The sequence below is a fragment of the Halorientalis brevis genome, from assembly GCF_023077655.1.
Genome location: NZ_JALLGV010000001.1, coordinates 643,555 through 664,691 on the forward strand (window position 1 = coordinate 643,555; position 21,137 = coordinate 664,691).

The 21,137-nt window shown below is 65.6% G+C and carries 24 protein-coding genes; 10 read left to right on the top strand and 14 right to left on the bottom strand.

Features of this window, described 5'->3' with window-relative positions:
• Window positions 1–49: 49 nt before the first annotated feature.
• From MU553_RS03365 to dapA, 6 genes are read right to left on the bottom strand one after another with little or no spacing between them, the layout of a single operon-like run.
• Window positions 50–1,123, bottom strand: a complete 1,074-nt coding sequence (locus MU553_RS03365; protein WP_247375596.1) for a M20 family metallopeptidase — start codon at window positions 1,121–1,123, stop codon at window positions 50–52.
• On the bottom strand, window positions 1,123–2,016 hold the full coding sequence (dapF, locus tag MU553_RS03370) for a diaminopimelate epimerase (RefSeq protein ID WP_247375605.1): 894 nt from the start codon (window positions 2,014–2,016) through the stop codon (window positions 1,123–1,125). Before dapF ends, MU553_RS03365 begins: the two co-directional genes overlap by 1 nt.
• Window positions 2,004–3,254 carry a diaminopimelate decarboxylase gene (lysA, locus tag MU553_RS03375; RefSeq protein ID WP_247375607.1) on the bottom strand — a complete coding sequence of 417 codons (1,251 nt, stop codon included), beginning with the start codon at window positions 3,252–3,254 and terminating at the stop codon, window positions 2,004–2,006. The genes dapF and lysA overlap by 13 nt, the downstream gene beginning before the upstream one ends.
• Window positions 3,251–4,081 (bottom strand): 2,3,4,5-tetrahydropyridine-2,6-dicarboxylate N-succinyltransferase, encoded by an 831-nt coding sequence (locus MU553_RS03380; protein WP_247375608.1) that lies wholly within the window; start codon window positions 4,079–4,081, stop codon window positions 3,251–3,253. Before MU553_RS03380 ends, lysA begins: the two co-directional genes overlap by 4 nt.
• 15 nt (window positions 4,082–4,096) lie before the next feature.
• Window positions 4,097–4,858 (bottom strand): 4-hydroxy-tetrahydrodipicolinate reductase, encoded by a 762-nt coding sequence (gene dapB, locus MU553_RS03385; RefSeq protein ID WP_247375620.1) that lies wholly within the window; start codon window positions 4,856–4,858, stop codon window positions 4,097–4,099.
• Window positions 4,855–5,775: a 4-hydroxy-tetrahydrodipicolinate synthase gene (dapA, locus tag MU553_RS03390; RefSeq protein WP_247375622.1), complete on the bottom strand. Its 921-nt coding sequence runs from the start codon at window positions 5,773–5,775 to the stop codon at window positions 4,855–4,857. Before dapA ends, dapB begins: the two co-directional genes overlap by 4 nt.
• Before the next feature lie 311 nt (window positions 5,776–6,086).
• Between dapA and MU553_RS03395 the strand changes: the two genes are divergently transcribed.
• On the top strand, window positions 6,087–6,584 hold the full coding sequence (locus MU553_RS03395) for a LabA-like NYN domain-containing protein (protein WP_247375624.1): 498 nt from the start codon (window positions 6,087–6,089) through the stop codon (window positions 6,582–6,584).
• A gap of 149 nt (window positions 6,585–6,733) precedes the next feature.
• Here the strand turns inward: MU553_RS03395 and MU553_RS03400 are convergent, their stop codons facing one another.
• Window positions 6,734–6,916, bottom strand: coding sequence for a DUF8178 family membrane protein (locus tag MU553_RS03400; RefSeq protein WP_247375626.1), 183 nt, complete (start codon window positions 6,914–6,916; stop codon window positions 6,734–6,736).
• Between the two features lie 160 nt (window positions 6,917–7,076).
• Here MU553_RS03400 and MU553_RS03405 point away from each other — a divergent pair, with 160 nt between their 5' ends.
• The 5 genes from MU553_RS03405 (at window position 7,077) to MU553_RS03425 (ending at window position 10,566) form a co-directional block, all read left to right on the top strand.
• A complete protein-coding gene (locus MU553_RS03405; protein ID WP_247375628.1) occupies window positions 7,077–7,580 on the top strand; it encodes a PUA domain-containing protein in 504 nt (167 codons plus the stop codon).
• A gap of 60 nt (window positions 7,581–7,640) precedes the next feature.
• On the top strand, window positions 7,641–8,900 hold the full coding sequence (locus MU553_RS03410; protein WP_247375637.1) for an aryl-sulfate sulfotransferase: 1,260 nt from the start codon (window positions 7,641–7,643) through the stop codon (window positions 8,898–8,900).
• A gap of 63 nt (window positions 8,901–8,963) precedes the next feature.
• Entirely contained in the window at window positions 8,964–9,347 is a 384-nt protein-coding gene (locus tag MU553_RS03415) for a nascent polypeptide-associated complex protein (RefSeq protein ID WP_247375640.1), read from the top strand.
• A gap of 1 nt (window position 9,348) precedes the next feature.
• Window positions 9,349–10,077: a methyltransferase domain-containing protein gene (locus tag MU553_RS03420; RefSeq protein ID WP_247375641.1), complete on the top strand. Its 729-nt coding sequence runs from the start codon at window positions 9,349–9,351 to the stop codon at window positions 10,075–10,077.
• Between the two features lie 30 nt (window positions 10,078–10,107).
• Window positions 10,108–10,566: a hypothetical protein gene (locus MU553_RS03425; RefSeq protein WP_247375642.1), complete on the top strand. Its 459-nt coding sequence runs from the start codon at window positions 10,108–10,110 to the stop codon at window positions 10,564–10,566.
• Between the two features lies 1 nt (window position 10,567).
• Here MU553_RS03425 and MU553_RS03430 read toward each other — a convergent pair whose 3' ends face one another.
• Both MU553_RS03430 and MU553_RS03435 read right to left on the bottom strand, forming a co-directional pair.
• Window positions 10,568–11,191, bottom strand: a complete 624-nt coding sequence (locus MU553_RS03430; protein ID WP_247375643.1) for a DUF6517 family protein — start codon at window positions 11,189–11,191, stop codon at window positions 10,568–10,570.
• A gap of 6 nt (window positions 11,192–11,197) precedes the next feature.
• Window positions 11,198–11,521 (bottom strand): transcription factor S, encoded by a 324-nt coding sequence (locus tag MU553_RS03435; RefSeq protein ID WP_247375645.1) that lies wholly within the window; start codon window positions 11,519–11,521, stop codon window positions 11,198–11,200.
• Between the two features lie 120 nt (window positions 11,522–11,641).
• Here MU553_RS03435 and MU553_RS03440 point away from each other — a divergent pair, with 120 nt between their 5' ends.
• On the top strand, window positions 11,642–12,943 hold the full coding sequence (locus tag MU553_RS03440; protein ID WP_247375647.1) for an MFS transporter: 1,302 nt from the start codon (window positions 11,642–11,644) through the stop codon (window positions 12,941–12,943).
• A 28-nt stretch (window positions 12,944–12,971) separates the two neighbouring features.
• On the opposite strand, the gene MU553_RS03445 is transcribed toward MU553_RS03440, so the two are convergent.
• The 3 genes from MU553_RS03445 to MU553_RS03455 all read right to left on the bottom strand — a co-directional run bounded on the left by MU553_RS03445 (window position 12,972) and on the right by MU553_RS03455 (window position 15,138).
• Window positions 12,972–13,850, bottom strand: coding sequence for a cell division protein CdpA domain-containing protein (locus MU553_RS03445; protein ID WP_247375649.1), 879 nt, complete (start codon window positions 13,848–13,850; stop codon window positions 12,972–12,974).
• A 116-nt stretch (window positions 13,851–13,966) separates the two neighbouring features.
• Window positions 13,967–14,902 carry a hypothetical protein gene (locus MU553_RS03450; RefSeq protein WP_247375651.1) on the bottom strand — a complete coding sequence of 312 codons (936 nt, stop codon included), beginning with the start codon at window positions 14,900–14,902 and terminating at the stop codon, window positions 13,967–13,969.
• Window positions 14,899–15,138, bottom strand: coding sequence for a hypothetical protein (locus MU553_RS03455; RefSeq protein ID WP_247375653.1), 240 nt, complete (start codon window positions 15,136–15,138; stop codon window positions 14,899–14,901). Before MU553_RS03455 ends, MU553_RS03450 begins: the two co-directional genes overlap by 4 nt.
• 429 nt (window positions 15,139–15,567) lie before the next feature.
• Here MU553_RS03455 and MU553_RS03460 point away from each other — a divergent pair, with 429 nt between their 5' ends.
• Together MU553_RS03460 and MU553_RS03465 are read left to right on the top strand one after the other, a co-directional pair.
• Window positions 15,568–16,821 (top strand): inorganic phosphate transporter, encoded by a 1,254-nt coding sequence (locus MU553_RS03460; RefSeq protein WP_247375654.1) that lies wholly within the window; start codon window positions 15,568–15,570, stop codon window positions 16,819–16,821.
• 43 nt (window positions 16,822–16,864) lie between these two features.
• Entirely contained in the window at window positions 16,865–17,284 is a 420-nt protein-coding gene (locus MU553_RS03465) for a universal stress protein (protein WP_247375656.1), read from the top strand.
• Window positions 17,285–17,309: 25 nt separating this feature from the next.
• Here MU553_RS03465 and MU553_RS03470 read toward each other — a convergent pair whose 3' ends face one another.
• Entirely contained in the window at window positions 17,310–18,659 is a 1,350-nt protein-coding gene (locus tag MU553_RS03470; RefSeq protein WP_247375662.1) for an alkaline phosphatase family protein, read from the bottom strand.
• A gap of 624 nt (window positions 18,660–19,283) precedes the next feature.
• Here MU553_RS03470 and MU553_RS03475 point away from each other — a divergent pair.
• Window positions 19,284–20,492, top strand: a complete 1,209-nt coding sequence (locus MU553_RS03475; protein WP_247375673.1) for a carboxylate--amine ligase — start codon at window positions 19,284–19,286, stop codon at window positions 20,490–20,492.
• A 60-nt stretch (window positions 20,493–20,552) separates the two neighbouring features.
• Here the strand turns inward: MU553_RS03475 and MU553_RS03480 are convergent, their stop codons facing one another.
• Window positions 20,553–21,083 (bottom strand): inorganic diphosphatase, encoded by a 531-nt coding sequence (locus MU553_RS03480; RefSeq protein ID WP_247376134.1) that lies wholly within the window; start codon window positions 21,081–21,083, stop codon window positions 20,553–20,555.
• Window positions 21,084–21,137 lie beyond the last annotated feature (54 nt).

Below are 21,137 nucleotides of genomic sequence, written 5' to 3' on the forward strand. Positions count from 1 at the left end.
ACGGGCAGTCGACGACAAAACGCGACGCTCTGTCCGGGGGAACGACCCGCTAACCGAGCAACTGCTCGACGGCGGCAGTGACGATCTCGCCCGCCCGCTCGACGTCAGAGCGACGAACATATTCACGTTCTGCGTGGGCGACGGCACCCTCGTCGTCGGCCAGGACGCCCGGCCCGAACACGACCGTCGGCGCGTCCTGCGCGAAGTAGGACGCCTCGGTCGCCGCCCCGAACGGGCGAACCTCGCCGGCCCCGGCGTCCTGCATCGCCGCGACGACGTCGCTGTCGGCCGGCGTCGCGAAGGCTTCGAGGAACGGCGTCTCGCGGTCCGTGTACTCGAACGAGATCGACAGCGACTCCGGCAGCCAGGACTGGAGGTGCGCCTCCAGTTGCTCGCGGAAGCCCTGCTGCGTTTCCGGCGGGACGCTCCGGCGATCGACGGTGATCCGACACTCGGCCGGAATCTGGTTGGTCGCTTCACCGCCCTCGATGATCGTCGGTTCGAGCGTCGGGCGCCCGAGCGAGTCGTGTTCCGGCGGTCCGACGGTCTCGTCGTAGGACTCGATGGCCTGCAACACCGGCGATGCGGCCCGAATGGCGTTCGCCCCGCTGGCCGGTTCCGCAGCGTGCGCCGCGATTCCCTCGACGGTCACGGTCCCCTCGAAGCGTCCCTTCGCCGCGTTACAGACGTCGAGTCCCGTCGGCTCGCCGACGATGTACCCGTCGGCCCCTAAATCGAGGGCCGCCGCCCCCGTCGAGTAGACTTCCTCGTCGGGCGTGATCGCCAGCGTCAGTGTCCCCGTCTCGACGTCAGCACCGAAGAACGCGGTCAGCAGCGCGGCCAGCGGCCCCTTCGCGTCGCAGGACCCCCGACCGCGGACGACGTCGCCGTCACGTTCAAACGGGACGTGTGGCGGTACCGTGTCGATGTGCGTGTTCAAGACGAGATGCGGGCCGTCGGCGTCGCCCTCGCGGGTCGCGAGCGTGTTGCCGGCGTCGTCGACCTCGGGATCGGCGCCCTGTGCGTCGAGCGTCTCGACCAGCAGGTCGCGCATCTCGGACACGTCTTCGTGAGACGCGGTCTGAACGGCGGTTTCGTGGAAAGAGAGCGGATCGAAGTCCATCAGTCGTCACCGATCGCGTCGGCGTCGGTGTCCTGGTCGGTGTCGATCGGCTGCGAGTCCGGGAGTGCGGCCTGCCCGGCGAACTCGCGCTCGACCGGTCCCTGGAGCAGCGCGTCGTCCTCGGTCAACTGGACGACGAGGCGGCCGCCCGGCGGATGGACGGGAATGCGCTCGCCCTTCTCGACTTTCCCGAGGCGCTCGGCAGCCGCGGTGATGGCGACCGCGCCGGTGCCACAGGAGTCTGTTTCGGCCTCGACGCCGCGCTCGAAGGTCCGCTGATCGAATCCACCGTCCGGCCGTCGAGCCGCGAAGTTGACGTTCGCGCCCTCGGGGAAGACGTCGGCGTTGCGAACGGCCGGCGCGATGCCGTCGACGTCGACCGTCGTCACGTCGTCGACGAAGGCGACCGCGTGCGGCACGCCGGTGTTGACCACCGTGACCGACAGCCCTTCGACCGTCTCCTCGACGAGCGGTTCGTCGCTGTCGACGGGCACTCTGTCGGGGTCGAACGTCGGTTCGCCCATCTCGATGGTGACGCCCTGGTCGCCGATCTCGGCGCGACGGGTGCCTGCTTGCGTGTCGATCATGACGACGTCTGCGCCGGTTCGCTCTGCGACCCACTTGGCCGCACAGCGCGCGCCGTTGCCGCACATGGCCGCGACGCTGCCGTCCGGCTGGACCAGCGTCATGACGACTCGCGGCGGCGAGTACTCGTCTTCCAGCGCGAGGAAGAGAATGCCGTCGGCGCCCGTCTTGAGCGCGTCCGGATGTGTCAATCCCGTCTCGCGGTCACAGAGGTCCGCGGCGAACGCCCGCCGGTCCGGTACCTCCTCGTCCGCGTCGACGATGATGAAGTCGTTTCCTGTCCCGTGGTACTTCTCTACTCCGACCATTGTTCCTCCAGTGTAGTTACGTCAGCAAGCCGCTCGCGCCGGACAGCGAGGGTCGCCTCCTGTCCGTCGATGGCCACGACCGCCGGCCGCGGCCGGGAGTTGTACTGGCTACTCATCTCGTAGCCGTACGCACCCGCGTTCCCGACCGCCAGGACGTCGTTCCGTTCGGGAGCCGGCAGCGATCGATCCCTGCCGAGCACGTCCGCCGTCTCACAGATCGGCCCGGCGACCATCACCGAGACCACGTCCCTGTCGGCCGCGTCGGGCGCGAGCGAGCGCAGTTCGTGATACGAGTCGTACATCGCAGGACGGATAAGTGTCGTCATCCCCGCGTCGACGCCGACGACCGTCGTCTCGGCCGTCTCCTTGACCGTGTTGACCGTCGCGAGCAACACGCCCGCGTCGGCCACGAAGTACCGTCCCGGTTCGATTCCCAGCGTGGCGTCGAGCTCACCGAGCGCCGTCCGGGTCGCCTCGGCCACTGCGTCCAGATCGAGCGGCGGTTCCTCCTCGCGGTACGGCACGCCGAGACCGCCCCCGACGTTGACGAATTCCAACGCGGTCACGTCCGCGATGACGTCCCGCGCGAGGTCGCCCATCCGCGACACGAGTTCACGATGGGCGTCCAGGTCGTCGCCGGAGATGCCGCTCCCGGCGTGGGCGTGGAGGCCGACCAGTTCCATCTCGCGCTCGACGGCGTCGGCCGCGAGATCGGCGACCCGGTCGTACGGGACGCCGAACTTCGGTGCTGCGCCGGTCGAAACCTTCTCGTGGTGCCCGGCACCGACGCCCGGCAGGACGCGGATGCAAAGCCGTCCGTCGAAACCGCGGTCGGCGACGCGTTCCAGCGTGTCCGCTGAATCGATCGTGACCACGACGTCGTGCTCGTCGGCGACCTCCACGACGTGATCGAGGTCGCGGTCCGGCGGGTTGACTGCCGTGTACCGCACGGCTTCCGGATCGAAGCCCGCGTCGAGAGCGCGCTGCAGCTCGCCAGCGGAGGCACACTCGGCGCCGACGCCCGTGTCACGGACGGTTTCGAGTACCGGGCGCGTCGTGTTGGCCTTGACCGCGTAGCTGATCTCCTCTTCCGAAAAGGCGTCCTGCAGCCGGCGCGAGTTCTCGCGGACGCGCTCTACGTCGATCACGTACAGCGGCGTCTCGTACGCCGCGGCGAGGCCGCGCAGTCGCTCGGCGTCCCAGTCGGACAGCCTGCGGACTGCGGGTCCGGTGCTCATTCTCGGAGCGCGTCCTCGCGCTCGGTGCCTTCGAGGGTCTCGGTCTCGATGTCCGTCGCGACGACCGCCGGCTTGTAGGCCGCGCCCGGGATCAGGTCGTCGTCACTGACCGAGGATTCGACGTAGCGCGCGAAGGCCCGGCGTTCCGGCGGCAGTTCGCCGTACAGCACCTGATCCTCGACGAGGTCGTACACCGGAATGCGCGGCGTCAGCAGCGTGTTTTCGCCGACGACGCTGTTCTCGCCGACTTTGAACCCGGAGGTGACGCGGGTGCCGGCCCCGAGCGAGACGCCGTCCTCGACGATGACCGGGTCGTTCTCGACGGGTTCGAGGACGCCGCCGATGAGCGTGTTCGCACCGATCTTGACGTTCTCGCCGATCTGGGCGCACGACCCGACCGTGTCACAGGAGTCGACGAGCGTCCCGTCGCCGATGTACGCGCCGATGTTCACGAACGACGGGCTCATCATGATCGCGTCGCTGCCTACGTAGGCACCGCGTCGGATGACCGTGCCGTCCGGCGTGTTCCGGGAGCCGCGCTCGCCGATGTCGGCGGTCTCGCGGAGCGGCAGCACGTCGTGGTAGTCGACGCCGCCGTGGGTACGGGCCTCGATGTCGCGCAGGCCGAAGTTGAGCAGGATGCCCTGCTTGACCCACGCGTTGACCTGCCAGTCGTCCCCGTCCGGTTCGGCGGCGCGGACGATTCCCTGTTCGAGGGCTTCGAGGAAGGCGTCGAGGACGCCCAGGTCGTCGGCGGTGGCCTCGTCGGCGGTCAGTCCCTCGTCGTAGCGATTCCACAGTGACTCGATCTCGTATTGAAGGCTCATGGTGTTCCCGTCTCCTTACTGCGCGTCGATAACGTCTCCGAATTCGTACCAGTCGGCGTTCTGTCCGGCGAGCCAGGCCGCCGCGTCGAGGGCGCCGGCCGCGAACACGCTGCGGTCCTCGGCGTGGTGCGACAGCGAGAGCACTTCGTCGTTGCCCGCCGCGATGAGTTCGTGTTCGCCGCGGACGTCGCCGGCGCGGCGCGCGAACACGCCGATCTCGTCGTCGTCGCGGGGAGCGTGCCCCTCGCGCCCGTACACCGGTTCGACGTCGCGGTGTTCCTGGACGGTCTCCAGAATGGTCTTGGCGGTCCCCGACGGCGCGTCGATCTTCTGGTTGTGATGCGTTTCCATCAGTTCCAGGTCGTAGTCGGGCACGGCCTGCAGTGCCTCACCGATCGCTCGCAGGAGCGCCTGGATGCCGCGCGAGAAGTTCGTCGCCTTGAGGACCGGAACGGACTCGCTGGCTGCCTCAAGCGCCTCGAACCCCTCGTCGTCGAAGCCGGTGGTGCCGATGACCATCCCGGTCCCAGTCTCCACGCAGGCGTCTGCCAGCGCGACCGTCGACTCGGGTATCGTGAAATCGACGACGACGTCGGGTTCGTACTCGGCGAGGCCCTCGGTCACGTCGTCCGCGTGGACGACGGGGACGTCCTGCACTTGGTCGACGTCGTCGACGTCGAAGCCGACGACGGCCTCGACGTCGTCGCGGTCGTCCGCCGTCTCGATGACGGTCTGGCCCATCCGCCCTGCGGCACCGTTGACAGCGATTCTGGTCATTCCTCGGCCTCCGCGACCTGTGGGATCTCACCGTCCTCGAGGTCTGCCAGCACTTCGCGGAGGTGATCGAGGTCCTTCTCGTTCATCCGGTTGAGCGGCGAGCGCATCCGACCGGAGTCGTAGTGGCCGCGGATCTCCATGGCTTCCTTGATCGGGATCGGGTTCGAGACCATGAACAGCGCGCGGAACAGCGGGCCGAGTTCGTGGTGGTACTCGCGTGCGCGCTCGAAGTCGCCCGACACGGCGGCACCGACCAGTGCACAGGTCCGCTCGGGTTCGATGTTTGCGGAGACGCTGATGGTCCCGGTGCCGCCCGTGGCGATGATGGGCAGGGTCATCGCGTCGTCGCCCGAGAGGACGGAGAAGTTCTCGTTGCGGGTGCGCTCGATGACCTCGGTGATTCGGTTCATGTCGCCGCTGGCGGCCTTGTAACCGACGATGTTCTCGTGGTCGGCGAGGTTGACCGCGGTTTCGATGGCGATGTTGCGGCCCGTCCGGGACGGGACGTTGTAGATGATCTGCGGGAGGTCGATCTCGTCTGCGATCGCCCGGAAGTGCGCTTCCATCCCTTCCGGTTCGGGCTTGTTGTAGTACGGGGAGATCAGGAGGAGACCGTCGGCGCCGGCGTCGGCCGAGCGGCGGGAGAGTTCGAGCGCTTCGCGCGTGTTGTTGCTGCCCGAGCCGGCGATCACCGGGACGTCGTCGACGGCCTCGACGACTGCCTCGATGACCTCGATGTGTTCGTCGTGGGAGAGCGTTGCGCTCTCGCCGGTCGTCCCCATCGGGACGACGCCGTCGACGCCGGCCGCTTCGAGATACTGCGCGTGGTCCTGGAGGGTTTCGAAGTCGATGCTTTCGTCGTCGTGGAACGGCGTGGTCATCGCGGGGAACACGCCGGTGTAGGTGTCGTGTGTCATTGCTGTGGTGTGCGTGTGGCACTGATTTGAGCGTGGTGGTCTGGCGGTCCAACCGAAACCGGCCCGCGACGAGGGTGCTACGCCCGCCGGGAGCCCCTACTCGCGTTTGCGTTTCGGTTTCGCACGCTCGAGAAAACGACCTGCACCACAGTGGCGGCGCTCCAACCGTAGCGCACGCCGACCTGTGGTGCGGTGCATACGAAACACACCAACACGAGATAACTTAGGGTTTGCGACAACAGGTCGGCACCGAAACCAGTCGGGAGTGCGAGACGCAAAACCATATGGCGGACCGTCCGCAAAGAGCGAGCATGACGAACGTCCATCCGGGGCAGCGCGTGGCGATGCTCGCCGACGCGCAGAACCTCTATCACACGGCCCGGAGTCTCTACACCCGCAACATCGACTACAGCTCGCTCCTTGAAGAGGGGGTCCGCGGTCGCACACTGACCCGTGCCATCGCCTACGTGATTCGCGCCAACGCCGAAGACGAGGAGAGCTTCTTCGAGGCACTCGTCGACATCGGCTTCGAGGCGAAAACCAAGGAGATCAAAACCTTCGGCGACGGCTCGAAGAAGGCCGACTGGGACGTCGGGATGAGCCTCGACGCGGTCTCGCTGGCCAACCACGTAGACACCATCGTCCTCTGTACGGGAGACGGCGACTTCTCGCGGCTCTGCCGGCACCTGAAACACGAGGGATGCCGCGTCGAAGTGATGGCGTTCAAGGAGTCCACCGCCGAGGAACTCATCGAAGCAGCTGACGAGTTCGTCGACATGAGCGCGCAACAAGAGACCTTCTTGCTGTAGATTGTAGGAGGGAGCATCCGCCGAGCAGGGCGAGGCGGTTCACGCGAGCGGCTTTGCCGCTCGCGCCTTTTTAGTCCAGGTTTTTGCGAGGAGGGTTCCCGCAGGGCCGCGAAGCGGCCCGAGGAAACCCGAGTGAGTAAAAAGTGGGTTTAGACCGGCCGACCTTCTTCAGACGTCCCCACGAGCAGCGAGCCCGCAGCGAGACCGAGCGCAGCGATGCTCCCGGCCACGGCCGGCAGCGGAATCTCCTGCAGGCCCGCCCCCAGAATCAGGGCGCTGCTGACGAGCAGCAGCACCAAACCGACGCCGATCTTGGTTGAGTTTGTTCCCATATTGGGGCCATCTTTGCCCTAACCCAGTATAAATCCACCCAAACCACCCGACCTTGGCATGACGAATCACACCATGCATGACTATCGGGATGCGATACCATTGCACAGCAGCGCACGACGGTTGGAAGGTGTTTTGTCCGTGGCTCCGCTCGGTGTAGCCATGCAGACCGACGAGCGCCGGATGCTCCGGCGGGTGGCCGACTACCAGTTCGGCGCAGGGGCTGGCACAGCACTCTTTCCCGACGGCGAGGAGCTGACGGTGTATCGAACCACGTCGGGACGACCGAACCAGGTCGTCGCCGACGCCGGCCGGCTCATCACGTACGGCGTCGACGGCCGCTTCAGACTCGGCGTGACCGGCGGGAAACGCCTCCAGGCGGGGCTCGACGCCCCGACCCACCGAGTCGTGCTGGGCGACGAGAGCGAACCGTTCGTGCGAAAGGGGCGCAACGCCTTCGCGAAGTTCGTCCAGGCGGCAGACGAAGGTATCCGACCGGGCGACGAGGTGCTGGTCGTTCACGCGGACGGTCCGCTGCTGGGCGTCGGTCGCGCCGAACTCTCGGGCGCCGGCATGCGCGATTTCGAGAGCGGGATGGCAGTGTTCGTGCGAGACGGAGCCGGCCCCGCCGAAGGAGACTCGACCGCAGAACCCGCTGACAGCTGATCGCGGTCTGAGAAGTCGGATAGGAGATTTTTACTGCCTGCGACTGCTCGGAACGCTCAGATGGAGCGTGACAGACTCGGATACGCCCTGATCGTCGCCGCGATCGCGGGCCTCGCACTCGTCGTGGCCGCGAGCGCAGCGACGGCGCCCTCCCAGGAAGTCGCCAAGGAAAACACCACGGCGACGCTGGTGGGGATCCAGGGGGGAGGACTGGGGTATCACGACTACGGCAGCGTCCAGCTCGTCGACGAGAGCGGACAGCGCGTCTGGGGAATCGCGAACGCGGACAGCTACTTCGACGTCACCGGACTGGACAACGGGACCGTCATGGCCGGGTTCATGGACAGCGGCTACACCGACTGCGGCCCCTACGAGTCGCCGTGTACGCACACCGGGTTCCGCATCCTCGACCCGAACGCGACCGATCCGGTCGTCTTCGAGTACAGCTACCCGGTTCGGACCATGACCAACAGCGAAACGCACGACGTCGAGCAGCTGTCCTCCGGGGAGTTCCTCGTCTCCGACATGGATCACGAGCGGATCTACACCGTCACACGGAACGGTACGATCACCTGGCAGTGGAAGGCCAGTTCCTACTACGACGCTCCCGAAGACCCGACCAAAACTGACTGGCTCCACGTCAACGACGTCGACTACCTGGGGTCGGATCGCTTCCTGGTCAGCGTCCGGAACGCCAACCAGCTCGTCATCGTGGAACGCGGCGAGGGCGTCGTCGACGTGGTCAACGAGGACCGCGACCCCGACCTCCTCGACAAACAGCACAACCCGCAGTGGCTCGCCGAGAACGCCATCCTGGTCGCCGACAGCGAGAACGACCGCATCGTCGAACTCCACCGGAACGGGTCCGACGGCGAGTGGTTCGTCGCCTGGGGACTCCAAGCAGCAAACGGCCTCGAGTTCGAGTGGCCCCGCGACGCCGACCGCCTCGACAACGGGAACACGCTCATCACCGATTCGCGGAACAAACGCGTCGTCGAGGTCACGGAAAACGGCAGCGTCGTCTGGAGCACGACCTTCGAGTACATCCCGTACGAGGCCGAACGGCTCCCGGAGGGCGAGACAGTCGGCGGACAGGTGTACAACCCGGCAGCCGGGAACGTGCAACTCGATTCCGCGGGTGGCATTCCCGTCCTCACGTCGCTTTTGTCCCTCGTCCGCGCCGGCTATCCGATTCCCTTCTGGGTGAGCGAACTCCATCTGCTCGCGGTGCTCGTGGGACTCGGGATGCTCGTCGGTGGCAGCGGGCTGGTCCTGTCCGACCGGCGGGCCGACGAGGACGAAGCCGACGCCAACGGCTAGCGTCGAGCGGCCAAAACGCGGGGAACCGGTGGGGTTTTTTGTCCGGACCGCGACCGAACGGGTATGTTCGGAGGAGGCGGCGGTTTCGACCCACGGAAGATGCAACAGATGATGGACCAGTTCGGTATCGACCTGACCGAACTCGACGCCGAAGAGGTCGTCATTCGGACGCCCGACGAGGAACTCGTCTTCACAGACGCTGAAGTCCAGAAGATGGACGCACAGGGCCAGGCGACCTACCAGATCATCGGCTCGCCCGAGAGCCGCGACCGCGGCGAGGGCGACGCCGCCGGCGCAGTCGAGAGCGGCGACAGCGGTTCGAGCGGCATCCCCGACTCGGACGTCGAGATCGTCGCCGAGCGCGCCGGCGTCTCGGAGGACGACGCCCGCGAGGCACTCGAAGCGAACGACGGCGACCTCGCAGCGGCCATCGCCGACCTGGAGTAACGTGGCAGTTCTCCTGGTTCGCGACGACCGCGAGTACCTCCTACAGCGGGGTGAAACCTTAGAGACCGATCTGGGCATCCTGGAGGTCCCCGAGGACGCCCAGGCGGGCGAGGTGGTGACGACCCATCTCGACGAGGCGTTCACCGTCCGCGAGCTGCGCGGCCCCGACTGTTTCGCACACTTCGAACGCACCGGCGCGCCGATGATGCCCAGAGACATCGGGCTGGTGATGGGCCACACCGGGGCGTCCGGCGGTGACCGGGTCTTAGACGCCGGAACCGGCACGGGCGTCCTCTCGGCGTACCTCGGCCGGGCCGGCGCGAACGTCGTGACCTACGAGCGCGACGCCGACTTCGCCGAGGTCGCCCGCGAGAACATGGCACTGGCCGGGGTCGACGACCGCGTCGACGTCCGCGTCGGTGACATCACCGACGAGATCGACGACCTCACCGAGGAAGCGTTCGACGTGCTCACGCTCGACACCGAAGACGCCGCGACCGTCGTCGCGAGGGCGCCCGACCTGCTCGCGAAGGGCGGCTTCGTCGCGGTCTACTCTCCGTTCGTCGAACAGACGCGGGAGATCGTCGCGGCAGCACGGGAGGCCGGGCTCTCGGACGTCGAATCGCTGGAGACCATCCAGCGCGAGATGGACTTCGACGACCGCGGGTCCCGCCCGTCGACGGCGGGCGTCGGCCACACCGGCTATCTGACGTTCGCGCGATTGGAATAACCCGCGCACTGCTCGGGCACGACCACGACGATGTTCAAGACCATCGACACGCTGCTCACGGGCGTCGCATCCGGTCCCATGGAGACGGTGGCAAATCTCGTCGTCGCTCTCGACGGGGCACAGCTCAAACTCACGTCGATCACCGGGAAAGTCCGGATCGTCGTCGAGTCGCTCCGCGCGGCGATCCGGATCGTCCGGACGGAGCAGCAAACGCTTCTGAAACTCGACCAGGCACTCTCCGCGAGCGGAATCACTGCGCCGGTCTACGTTGCGGGGACGCGGATCGCCTTGCTCGGCGCCCACGCCGAGCCCGGCTGGCTGAGTCGCCGGATCGCCGACGGGCGGACCGAAGTCGACGGCTGGGGCGTCGTCAAAACGGCCCTTCGAGGCCTGCGGCGACGCGCTACGCGGCTCAGACCGCTGCGGTGTAAACGTCGGATTCAGGCTCGCTGGTCCGAATCCGGTCTCGAATCGCGCTTGCGGAGATAGCTCACTCGACGCCCCGGAGCAGCGCGATCAGCTCGCGTCGGCAGGTTCCCGGATCAGTCGACACGGTCGGGAGATCGATCCCGAGGAACGCGTCGAGCGGCCGGGCCGGATACGCACCGCCCGCGAGTCGGAACTCACCGTCGGTCGTCCAGACCGCGAGCCAGCCGTCGATCGGGAGTGCTCGCGTCCCGCCACCCGGAAGCAGTGCGTCGAGCGTCGCGCTGAACGCCCGGAGCCTGGCCCGGTCGCCGGTGTCGACGCGGACGCGCTGGCTGTTCCCCGGAGAGACGTCACGGAACCCGCGTTCGCGGAGGATGTCGACGAACTCCGACTCGGCCCTGGAACGGACCGTCGAGAAGACCGCCGCCGGGCCGATGGCCGGAGGCAGCGGCGGGGTAAAGGACAGGCGAGTGGCGAAGAAAAAGCGCCACATCCGGTCGAGGTCGCCGTCGGTCGCGGCTCGCACGGCTTCTCGGAGATCGCTGTCTTCGTAGACGAGCGTGTGACCGACGACTTTCGCGGTCGGGAGGCGGAAGACTGTTTCAGCCGTCGCCTCCGTCTGCGTCCAGCCCTCGAGGAGAGAGGCCGGAACGTCCGGCATCCCCTGCCCGCGCTCGTCGGGCATCCGTGGTCAGTGGTCGTCTTCGCGCCACTTGTGCTCGCACTCGGTGCAGGTGAAAAATCGCGTCTCGCTCTCGTCAGCAGCGCGGATCTGCTTCATCTCCCAGAAGGCGCGGTCGTTGCCACACTCCGGACAGCGGGCCTCGGTCGTCGGGCCCATGTCCTCGGCGTCGACGTCGGAGGTGTCGATGACCTCGCTTTCTTCCTGGGACTGTGTGGACGTCATCGCAGCCTCCTTCTGTTCGTCCCGCGGCGTCTCGTAGCCACAGCTGCCACAGACCCACATCCCGTCTTCGGTTTTCATCATCGAGCCGCATTCGTCACAGAACTGCATTGTGTTAGGTACCCTTACGGAAGGCCCAATAAAATCCCGTCGGATGCGGCCAGGATGTGACAGCGCCTCCCAGATTCGAGATGGAAACTGACATGGTCGCCGCGCAGGTGGACTGGATAGATGCTCGGGACAGACCGACGGGTCCTCGTGTTGGCGCTCGCGCGGATGGCCGACGCAGTCGCGAACTCCTTTCTCATCGTCGTCCTCCCGCTGTACATCGCGAGCGGCGCGATCTCGCTGGACGCACTGGTCGGCACCCGGGTGCCACTCCTCGGACTCGCCGTCACCGAGGAACTGCTCATCGGCGTCGTCCTCTCGCTGTTCGGGTTCCTGAACAGCCTCTCCCAGCCGTTCACCGGCCGCCTCTCCGACCGCACCGATCGGCGCAAGGTGTACATCGTGTTCGGCCTGGCACTGCTCGCCGTCGCGAGCGCGGCGTACGTCGTCGCGGACAGCTACCTCGCCGTCGTCTTCTTCAGAGGACTTCAGGGGCTTGGTGCGGCGTTCACCATCCCCTGTACGATCGCGCTGGTGAACGAACTCGCGACGAAGGGCAGCCGTGGTGGAAACTTCGGGGTGTTCAACGCGTTCCGCCTGCTCGGCTTCGGAATGGGGCCCATCGTCGCCGGCACCGTGGTCGCGGCCGGCCCGTACGCGCTCCCGATCGCGGGCGGAACCGAGCTCTCTGGGTTCGACGCTGCCTTCTTCGTGGCCGTCGTCGGCGCGTTGCTCAGCCTCGGGCTCGTGGCGCTGCTCATCAGTGACCCCGACGAAACCCGGGACAGCGCCGGTGAGGACCTCTCGATCGCGGTTCGCGATCGGGACGGCGACCACCTGCTCGACCCTGTCTTCACGCTCGCGGTCGCGACGCTGTGTATGGCCATCGGCATCGCGCTGTTCGCCACGCTGCAGGAGACCATCAACGCCAGACTGAACCAGCAGCCGGCGTTGTTCGGCGCGGAGTTCGCCGCGGTCGTCCTCGCGAACGTCGTCTTCCAGATCCCCATCGGCCGCGCGAGCGACCAGTACGGGCGGCGACCGTTCCTTCTCGTCGGCTTTCTGATCCTCGGTCCGTCGGTGCTCGCCCAGGGACTCGTGACGACCCCGGCCACGATGCTGGTGGCGCGGACGGTCCAGGGGATCGCCGTCGCGATGGTGTTCGCACCAGGCCTCGCGCTGGCGGGCGACATCGTCGGCACGGGCCAGTCCGGCACGCAACTCTCGCTGTTGACGATGGCGTTCGGGCTCGGGACCGCGCTCGGGCCGCTCGCGTCGGGCTATCTCGTTCGCTTCGGATTTGTCGTTCCGTTCGCGTTCGGCGCGATCCTGGCCGTGATCGGACTCGTTCTGATCGCCACGCAGATCGAAGAGACGCTGTCCGAGCCGGAGACAGCGACCGAGCGATCAGTTCCGCAGGATTGAATCGGAGCGCGAGAAGAGACCGTACCGCTCAGTTGTTGGCCGCCCAGTCGTCGCACGGTTCCATGTCGTCCATGACCTCCTTGTGGAGGGTACAGCCCGGCCGAATGTTGCCGTTGACGCGGACGTACTTGAAGTGCTCACAGTTGCCGCAGTACTGATCCGGCTGCCCGCGCGTGTTGACGGCCTCGACCACCTCGTCGGGGAGGGTTTCGACCGTCGCGTCCCCGTCGACCGACTGGGCCGCCGCACCGCCGTCACTGGCCGCCGTTCCGTTCTGGTCGCCGCGGTCGTACAGCACGTTCTCCTCGTCGACGTTGGTCTGGGTCTCGACCTCGCCCTCGGGATTGGTCCCGAACAGGCCGACGCCGCCAAAGCCGGGCACGGACCCGGAGACTTCGAGGATGCGCGTGGTGCCTTCCTCGGTGACTTCCATCTTGACCGTGCCGCCGGGGTCGTTACGGCGTTTGACGTTGGCGGCGGCCAGGAACAGACACCAGACCGTCGTGATGGCGCCGAGGAAGTACACCACGACCACCGGGAGCGTAAAGTCCGTGCTGCCGGCTGCACCGACCCACTGGTACGGGTAGGCTTCCCGGAAGAGGACGACGCCGAAGACCGCGAGGCTTCCGCCGATCACCGCCGCAGCCTGGGTCCGCCGGCTGGACGGCAGCAGTGCGAAACTCCCCAGGAACGCAGCCGGGACGCCGAGCCCGGCGAGCACGCCAGCGAGTTCACGAGCCTCGTAGACGGCGAGGCCGAACTGTTCACCCACACCCGTCGTCGCGAGGACGATGCCCGCGACGACCATGACCGCACCGACGCCGAACAGTGCCAGCCCGAAGTACCGTCGTCGACGGCTGGCAACCGCGCCGACGCCGTGTTCGTACACGTCCGTCAGACTGGTCATGTACGAACCTACGTTACCAGTCCACAAAACAACCCGTCAGACGCCTGGCAGACGAACGTTTGCTCCCTCGCCAGGCGGGCAGTACTGACCGGACTGCATCCGGCAGCCCAGCACGCTCAGGCCCCCGCAACGGTCCGTCCAGGGCCCGAGATGCGGACGGTCGCGCTGGCGCGTTCGGCGTCCGAGGGGACGAAGACGTCGGCGTCGACGGCTTTCGTGGCGCCAGGTCTGACGAGGCCCACGTCACAGGTTCGGCTGATGATCGCAGCGTCGTCGGCGTCGCGCAACGTGACGGTGGCCTCGACTTCGGCTGCTTCACCCTCGTTGGAGACCTCGAGTTCGACGTGTGCGAGTTGGTTTTTGAGTGCCGTGACATCGGCCTCGTTGCCGTCCCCGTCGTAGAACGTGACGCGGTCCAGCGTGAGCGGATCGCTCTTTGCGCTGATATATCGGAAGAGTCGGTCGGAGATGTCCTCGTAGATCCTGTCACCTTCCGAGCCGTCTTCGAAGAGGGTGCCGATCGGATTGAGGTCGGCACGCAGATCGCTGGCGATGGTTGCGCGGTTGTCCGTGTTGGTCTTCAGACGGAGATAGTCGCTGACGAACGGGTCGAACTCGCTCGGGAGGTCGCCCTCGTACATGTCGGCGTAGGCCCGGAGTTCGGCGTCGAAGTTTATCAACGGCGGCAGGGGAGCAGATCGTTCCTCGGCGGGAACCCACGGCCTGGCGGCCGGCCGACGGTCGACTGACTCCTCCGGGGCGGTCGCGCTGATCCGCTCGAAGTAGCCCAGGCTGTCGAGAAGCGACCCGAAGATGGCGCTGAGGACGGTGACGAAGATCACGCCGGCCGTGAGCAGGTGCGAGATCGGGGTCGGGAGCGTGAACTGGAACAGCGCGATGAACACGCAGGTCACGATCCCGACGACGAGGAGGAACGAGCCGAAATTGGGGTCCTTCCCCGTGAGGAACTCGATGCCGTCGAAGAACGTCGAGTCGGCCTTCGTTTCTGGGGTGGAATCAGCCTGGTCTCCGGGTGGTTCTTGCTGGCTCATTGGCCAGTCACCCCCGTGACGTCGGCGTTCTTCAGCTCAGCGGCACGCCGGAGTACCTGGACGAGGTGCGAAACCCAAAGGCCCGCAGTGAACCCGAACAGCGTTCCGACGGTCGTGATGCGGATGGTTTCTTCGAGCGGGGCGAACGCGACGCCGATACACAGCGCCCCGAAGATGAACATGAGGGCGTATTGGACGCGCGTCTCTCGATTCACGCGTCGTATCTCCTCGAGCATAACAGACCTCTAGAGGCCTCCGAACGCATTAACTCTGTTGTCTGACATAAGTTGCCGAGTATATATCACCAACTACACTCTGAGATGTTTTTATATCCAGGATAGAAGCGCCATGTTCCCCCAAAAGGCGACATTCCCGTTAACGAAGAGAGGACGTTTGACCCACGGGTAGTTATACTAAAATGTTTTACTATTCGCGTTCTGCAGGTCGTGATGCGGCCAGGCGGTCGCTGGCGCAGAAACCAGCGTGGCGGTGTAGCGACCCGGTTGCCGCCGACGGCGAATCCCGGGCGCCTGGAACGTCACCGGTCAGCCAGCGGTGGCTGCACTCCCGAGAAGTGAATTCACTCGCGACGTAGTGACCGGCGACAGACCGAAGGACCACGGGGATGAATCTACGTCCCAACCCGTTACAGGTTTCATTCGAACATGGTATCGGCATTAGTCGTCGTCGGCATTCTGGTTGCGGCGTTCGTCGGGTACAACATCGGCGGGTCCTCGACCGGTGTCGCGTTCGGGCCAGCAGTCGGTAGTCGAATCGTGCGGAAAGCGACTGCAGCGGCGCTTTTCACCGCGTTCGCGTTCTGGGGGGCCTGGACCGTCGGTCGGAACGTCATCGACACGATGAGCGACGGGATCGTCCCGGCAGCCCAGTACACGCCGACGGCCGCCGTCGGCGTGTTGTTTTTCGCCGGGTTCGGGCTCTTGCTGTCGAACCTCTACGGCGTTCCCGCCTCGACGTCCATGACGGCCGTCGGTGCCATCGTCGGCCTCGGACTCGCGACCGGGACGCTCAACGCGGCCCTGATGTTCACGATCGTCTCGGCGTGGATCGTCGCACCACTGATCGGGTTCTTCTCGGGAGCCATCATCGGGCGATACCTGTATCCCCATCTCGACGCGCGTCTCACGTTCGGGCGCCTGCAAACGCAACTCGTCCAGGTCGATCGGTCGGGGGCCGTCCCGCGCCCGCGGCTCAACGAGAACGCGTCGAGGCGGGACCTCTTCGGGTCGGTGCTGGTGCTCGCGATCGCCTGTTACATGGGATTCAGTGCCGGGGCTTCGAACGCCGCGAACGCGGTGGCACCGCTCGTCGGGAACGGGTCGATCACGATCGAGCAGGGGATCCTGCTCGCGGTCGTCTCGATCGGCCTCGGCGGATTCACGATCGCACGGCGAACGCTCGCGACGGTCGGGGACGACATCACGGACCTGCCCATCCTGGCAGCGCTCATCGTCTCGTCCATCGGGGCGACGATCATCACCGTTCTCTCGCAGTTAGGAATCCCGGCGAGTCTCGCAGTGAGCACGACCTGCTGTATCATCGGCCTCGGCTGGGGGCGGGCGAGTCGAGCGGCGACGCTCGCTGAACTCGCCACGCCGAGCGTCGAACCGCGACCCGAGGCGACCCCCACGACCGGCGCGCTCGCGACGCCGGCAGCCGAAGAAGAGGTTCCCCCGGGTCCGACCGTCGGCGAGTTGGCGAGCGGTGAGACCGAACAACAGGAGGCTCGCACCGAGAGCGACGTCTCCGTTCCGCAGATCGGCGAGGAGGAGTTCGAGGAACTCACGGCCGAGAGCCTGTTCGATCCCGCAGCCACGGCGCGAATCGTCTTCCTGTGGGTCTTCACACCCATCCTCGCCGTCATCGGATCGTACCTCCTGTTCTCGCTGGTCCTGTAGAGTCACTCCGGGTTTTATCCGACCGTCAACCGTAGAGGTCGCTATGATTTCCCGCGTTCTGGTGGCGATGGACGACTCCGAGATGGCAGAACAGGCGCTCAGGTACGCCCTCGAAGCGTTCCCGGACGCGTCGGTTACGGCCTTCACAGTCGTCGGCGAGCCGTCACCGATGTTCGGCCAAGCGACGTCGATCGCCCTGGCAGACGACGTCGAAGAAGCCGCCGAGGAACACGCCGCGACCGTGTTCGAGCGTGCGCGAGAGCTCGCTGCCGACTACGACACCGAGATCGATACGGACGTACAGCTGGGGAATCCGATCCGAGCGATCATCAATCGGGCCGAAGACTTCGATACGGTCGTCATCGGCAGCCACGGCGGCAATTTGAGCGACACCCTAGTCATCGGTAACGTCGCAGAGAAGGTGTTCCGGCGGTCGCCCGTCCCGGTGACGGTCGTGCGGTGACGGCTGGAGCGAGCCAGAAACCGAGTCAGGACGTCAGCAGGCTGGAGCCGTCGAACTCCGTCCGGTCGTAGTCGACTTCCAGCAGGTCGAGCATCGTGGGCGCGATGTCGAACAGGTCAGCGTCCTCGATGCGGGCGTCGGCGTCGTCGACGAACAGGCAGGCGTTATCGAAACTGTGCATGCCGTTGCGCGGGCCGACGCCGAACACGTCGTCGCTGCCCTTGAAGCCGGCCTTCAGGTCGAAACCGTGGTTCGGGATCACGACGAGGTCGGGCGCGATGTCGTCGTGGTCGCCGCGGAAGGCGTCTTCGTGGGTGACCACGCGGTCTGCGACCTTGTTGCCGTTCGGCCCTTCGAGGGCTTCGAGTTCGGCTTTGAGTTCGTCGCGGACCGCCTCGTACTCGTCCTCGGGGACCGAGCCGCGGGGCTCGCGGCCTTCGAGGTTGACGTAGAAGCGACCGGGGATGAGCGAGTACGCCTTCGTGTCGTCGGCGATGTCGCCCAGTTCCTCGTGGTCGTCGTCCTCGTAGGAGAGCCACCCGTTCTGTTCGAGCCACTCGTTGAAGTGGACCTCGTAGTCCAGGGAGGTGAAGCCATGATCGGACGCGACAACCAGGGTTACGTCGTCGGGGAGCAGCTCGCGGATCTCGCCCAGGTACCGGTCGACCTTGCGGTAGAAGTCGAGGAACTCCTCTTTGTACTCGCCGTCCTGCTCGTAGTCCTTGAACAGGAAGTGGTTAACTCGGTCGGTCGTCATGAAGACGCCGAAAAACAGGTCCCAGTCGTCCTGTTCGATGTACTGTTTGAACGCCTCGTGACGGCGGTCGAGCGTCTCGTGCGCGTCCTCGATGAACGCCGACTTGTCGTCGTCGTGGCCGAGCTTCGCGTTGACGTCGATCTTGTAGTCGATGCCGTCGAGGTACTCCGCGAACTCGTCGGGATAGGCCGCCTTGTCGATGCCCGGGGAGAGGAACCCGGACACCATGCGCTGGACGTCGCGCTGCGGCGGGAAGGTCACGGGTACGTTCATGACGGTCGCGCGACGGTCGGCGTCGTGGACGCGGTTCCAGATACGCGTCGCCTGAACGTCTCGGCCCATCGGCACGTACGTTTCGTAGGAACCGACTTCTCGATCCTGGAAGCCGTAGACTCCGGTTTCGCCGGGGTTGACGCCGGTCGTCAAGGCCGGCCAACAGGCGGACGATTCCGGCGGAACGATGCTGTCGATCGCCCCGGCACTCCCCTCCTCGGCGAGTGCCGCGAGGTTCTCGAACTCGTCGAAGTGCTCTGCGAGCATGCTGTACGGTACCCCGTCGATACCCACGAACGCGACGCGTGGACCATCGTCGCCACGTATCCGATCGAATAGACCCATATCCCCCGTTACCGGGACCGGGCACAAGAACCTTCTTTTCGCGGTGGATAACGCGTCTTCGTCCCAGAAACCAGCAACAAACGCCCCTAATCGGACCCGCAGCCACCGTCCTCGTCGTCCCCGCTGCGTGCTCGCTCCGGTTCGAAGTTCTCGGGGACCACTGTCACGTGGTACAGGCCGGTGGTGGATCGTTCGGTCGCCATCGTGTCTCTACGTACGGTCCTGGCACCCAAATAATTACCCATAATCATAATACATGGGACTGACGGGCGGTAATAACTGGGGAACATACGACGGAGAGGAGCTGTTGAGGAGGGTCGTTCTCGGCGCACGCGTACCCGCTGAAGAGTTCCTGCCTTCGAGCGAAAGTACCGGCTTCGAGCGGAATATCGTTAGTTTGGTGGCCATGCAACCAGTTACTCGAACGGAAGGTAGCTACTAAGTTACCGTTTCGGGACCGATACTGGCAGATCCGATCCAACGACCCACACCCCGCGGGCGGACAGGGTTCGGCCCGTGAAGAGGTGTCGTAAACCAGTCCTCTCAGGCGAGCGTTCGAACGAGCGGTTGTCATCTCACTCACAGGCGACTAATACTAATCCGGGTTGCCGTGCGGGACTGGGTATGGCCACCGGTAGTGTCCTCGTATTGACAACGCAGCAACAATCCGGGCTCGCCGTCGTCCGATCGCTCGGACAGCGTGGTCTCTCGGTCGTCGCAGGTGGGCCCTCACACCCCACCCTCGGAATGCTCTCGCGCTTCAGCGACGGACAGTACGTTCATCCCGACCCGCGAACGGATCGCGAGGCCTTCCTCGACCACCTGCTCTCGTATCTCCGCGACGAGGACCACGACTTCGTGTTCGGTCCGACCGACTGGATGACGTATCTCCTCTCGAAACACGGCGACGAGATCGAACGGACCGGGACCCAGGTCGCAGTCGAAGACTGGGACACGTTCCGGGAGGTGTTCGACAAGGCCCGCCTGTTCGAGCGCCTCGCCGACACTGACGTCCCCTGTCCAGAGACCCACGCACCGTCGAGTCTGGACGAGGTCGAGGCGGTGGCGTCCGAAATTTCGTATCCCGCCGTCGTGAAACCACGGAGCAAGACCTGCTGGAGCGACCAGGGTCAGTGCCAGACAGTGCTCGTCGAGGACCAGAACTACGCGGACACACCGACTGAACTCATCGACACGTACCGGACGGTCCTCGAAGAGACCCCGGACGGCGACGAGTGGGCGCCGCTCGTCCAGGAGTACGTCCCCGGGCAGACGACGACGACGGTCGTCCTCGCGGACGACGGAACGGTTCGCGCCCACTTCCAGGAGCGCCGGTTGCGAACGGTTCCGCCGTCGGGCGGGAGTTCAGCACTCCTCAGCGTCGTCGACGATCCGGAGATGTTGAGGTACGCAGAGCGGGTGATCGAGACGTTCGACTGGACCGGGCCGGCCCAGGTGGAGTTCATGGAACGGCCGGACGGCGAGTACGTCCTCATCGAAGTAAACGGCCGCTACTGGGGGTCGCTCCCCTTCGCGATCAACTGCGGCGTGGATTTCCCGTGGCTCCACTACCGGCAACTCCGCGGTGAGACGGTACGTCACGACGGCAACTACCGAACTGACGTAATCCAACGACGATCCGCCCAGGACATCAAGTGGTTCCGTCAACAACTCGCTGCGGGGAACCTCCGAGCCGCGAGCCAGTTCCTTGTGGACTTTCCGCGGGTGGATCACACGTTCGTCTCACTGTCGGACCCGCTGCCGACCGCCTGGGCGCTGTCGCAGATGCCAGCCGAGGCGCTCAGCGCGATCCGAAAGCTCTCGCAGCCGTGATGGAACCAGAGCCGTAAGACAGTCGGAGCGACCGCCCGCGAAAAAATCAGGCGTGGGGGATCAGAAGTTCTCTTCGTAGAGGTCCATCGCGTGCTCGATGGCGTCCTTCGCGGCGGCCTTGTCCTCCCAGCCCAGCGTCTCGACTTCCTTGCCCTCTTCTAAGTTCTTGTAGGTGGCGAAGAACTCGTCGATCTCGTCGAGTTGCTGCTGCGGAATGTCTTCGAGGTCCTGGATGTGGTCGTAGCGCGGGTCTTCGACGGGAACGGCGATGACCTTGTCGTCCTGCTCGCCGTCGTCGTCCATCTTCATCAGCGCGACCGGACGAGCCTCGATGACACAGCCCGGGAACGTCTGATCCTCGACGAGCACCAGCACGTCGAAGGGGTCCTCGTCGTCGTAGTACGACTGCGGGATGAACCCGTAGTCGGACGGATAGTGAACGTTCGAGTGAAGCACCCGGTCCAGCACCACGCCGGGGATGTCCTTGTCGTATTCGTACTTGTTTCGCTCGCCTTTGAGACACTCGACGACTGCGTAGATCTCTTCAGGCGGGTTCGGGCCAGTCTCGAGGTCTTCCCAGAGGTTCGCCATCACCCGCGTCTGCGATTGCATGCCAAAAAGTACTTTCGTAATCCGTCCTGAGTA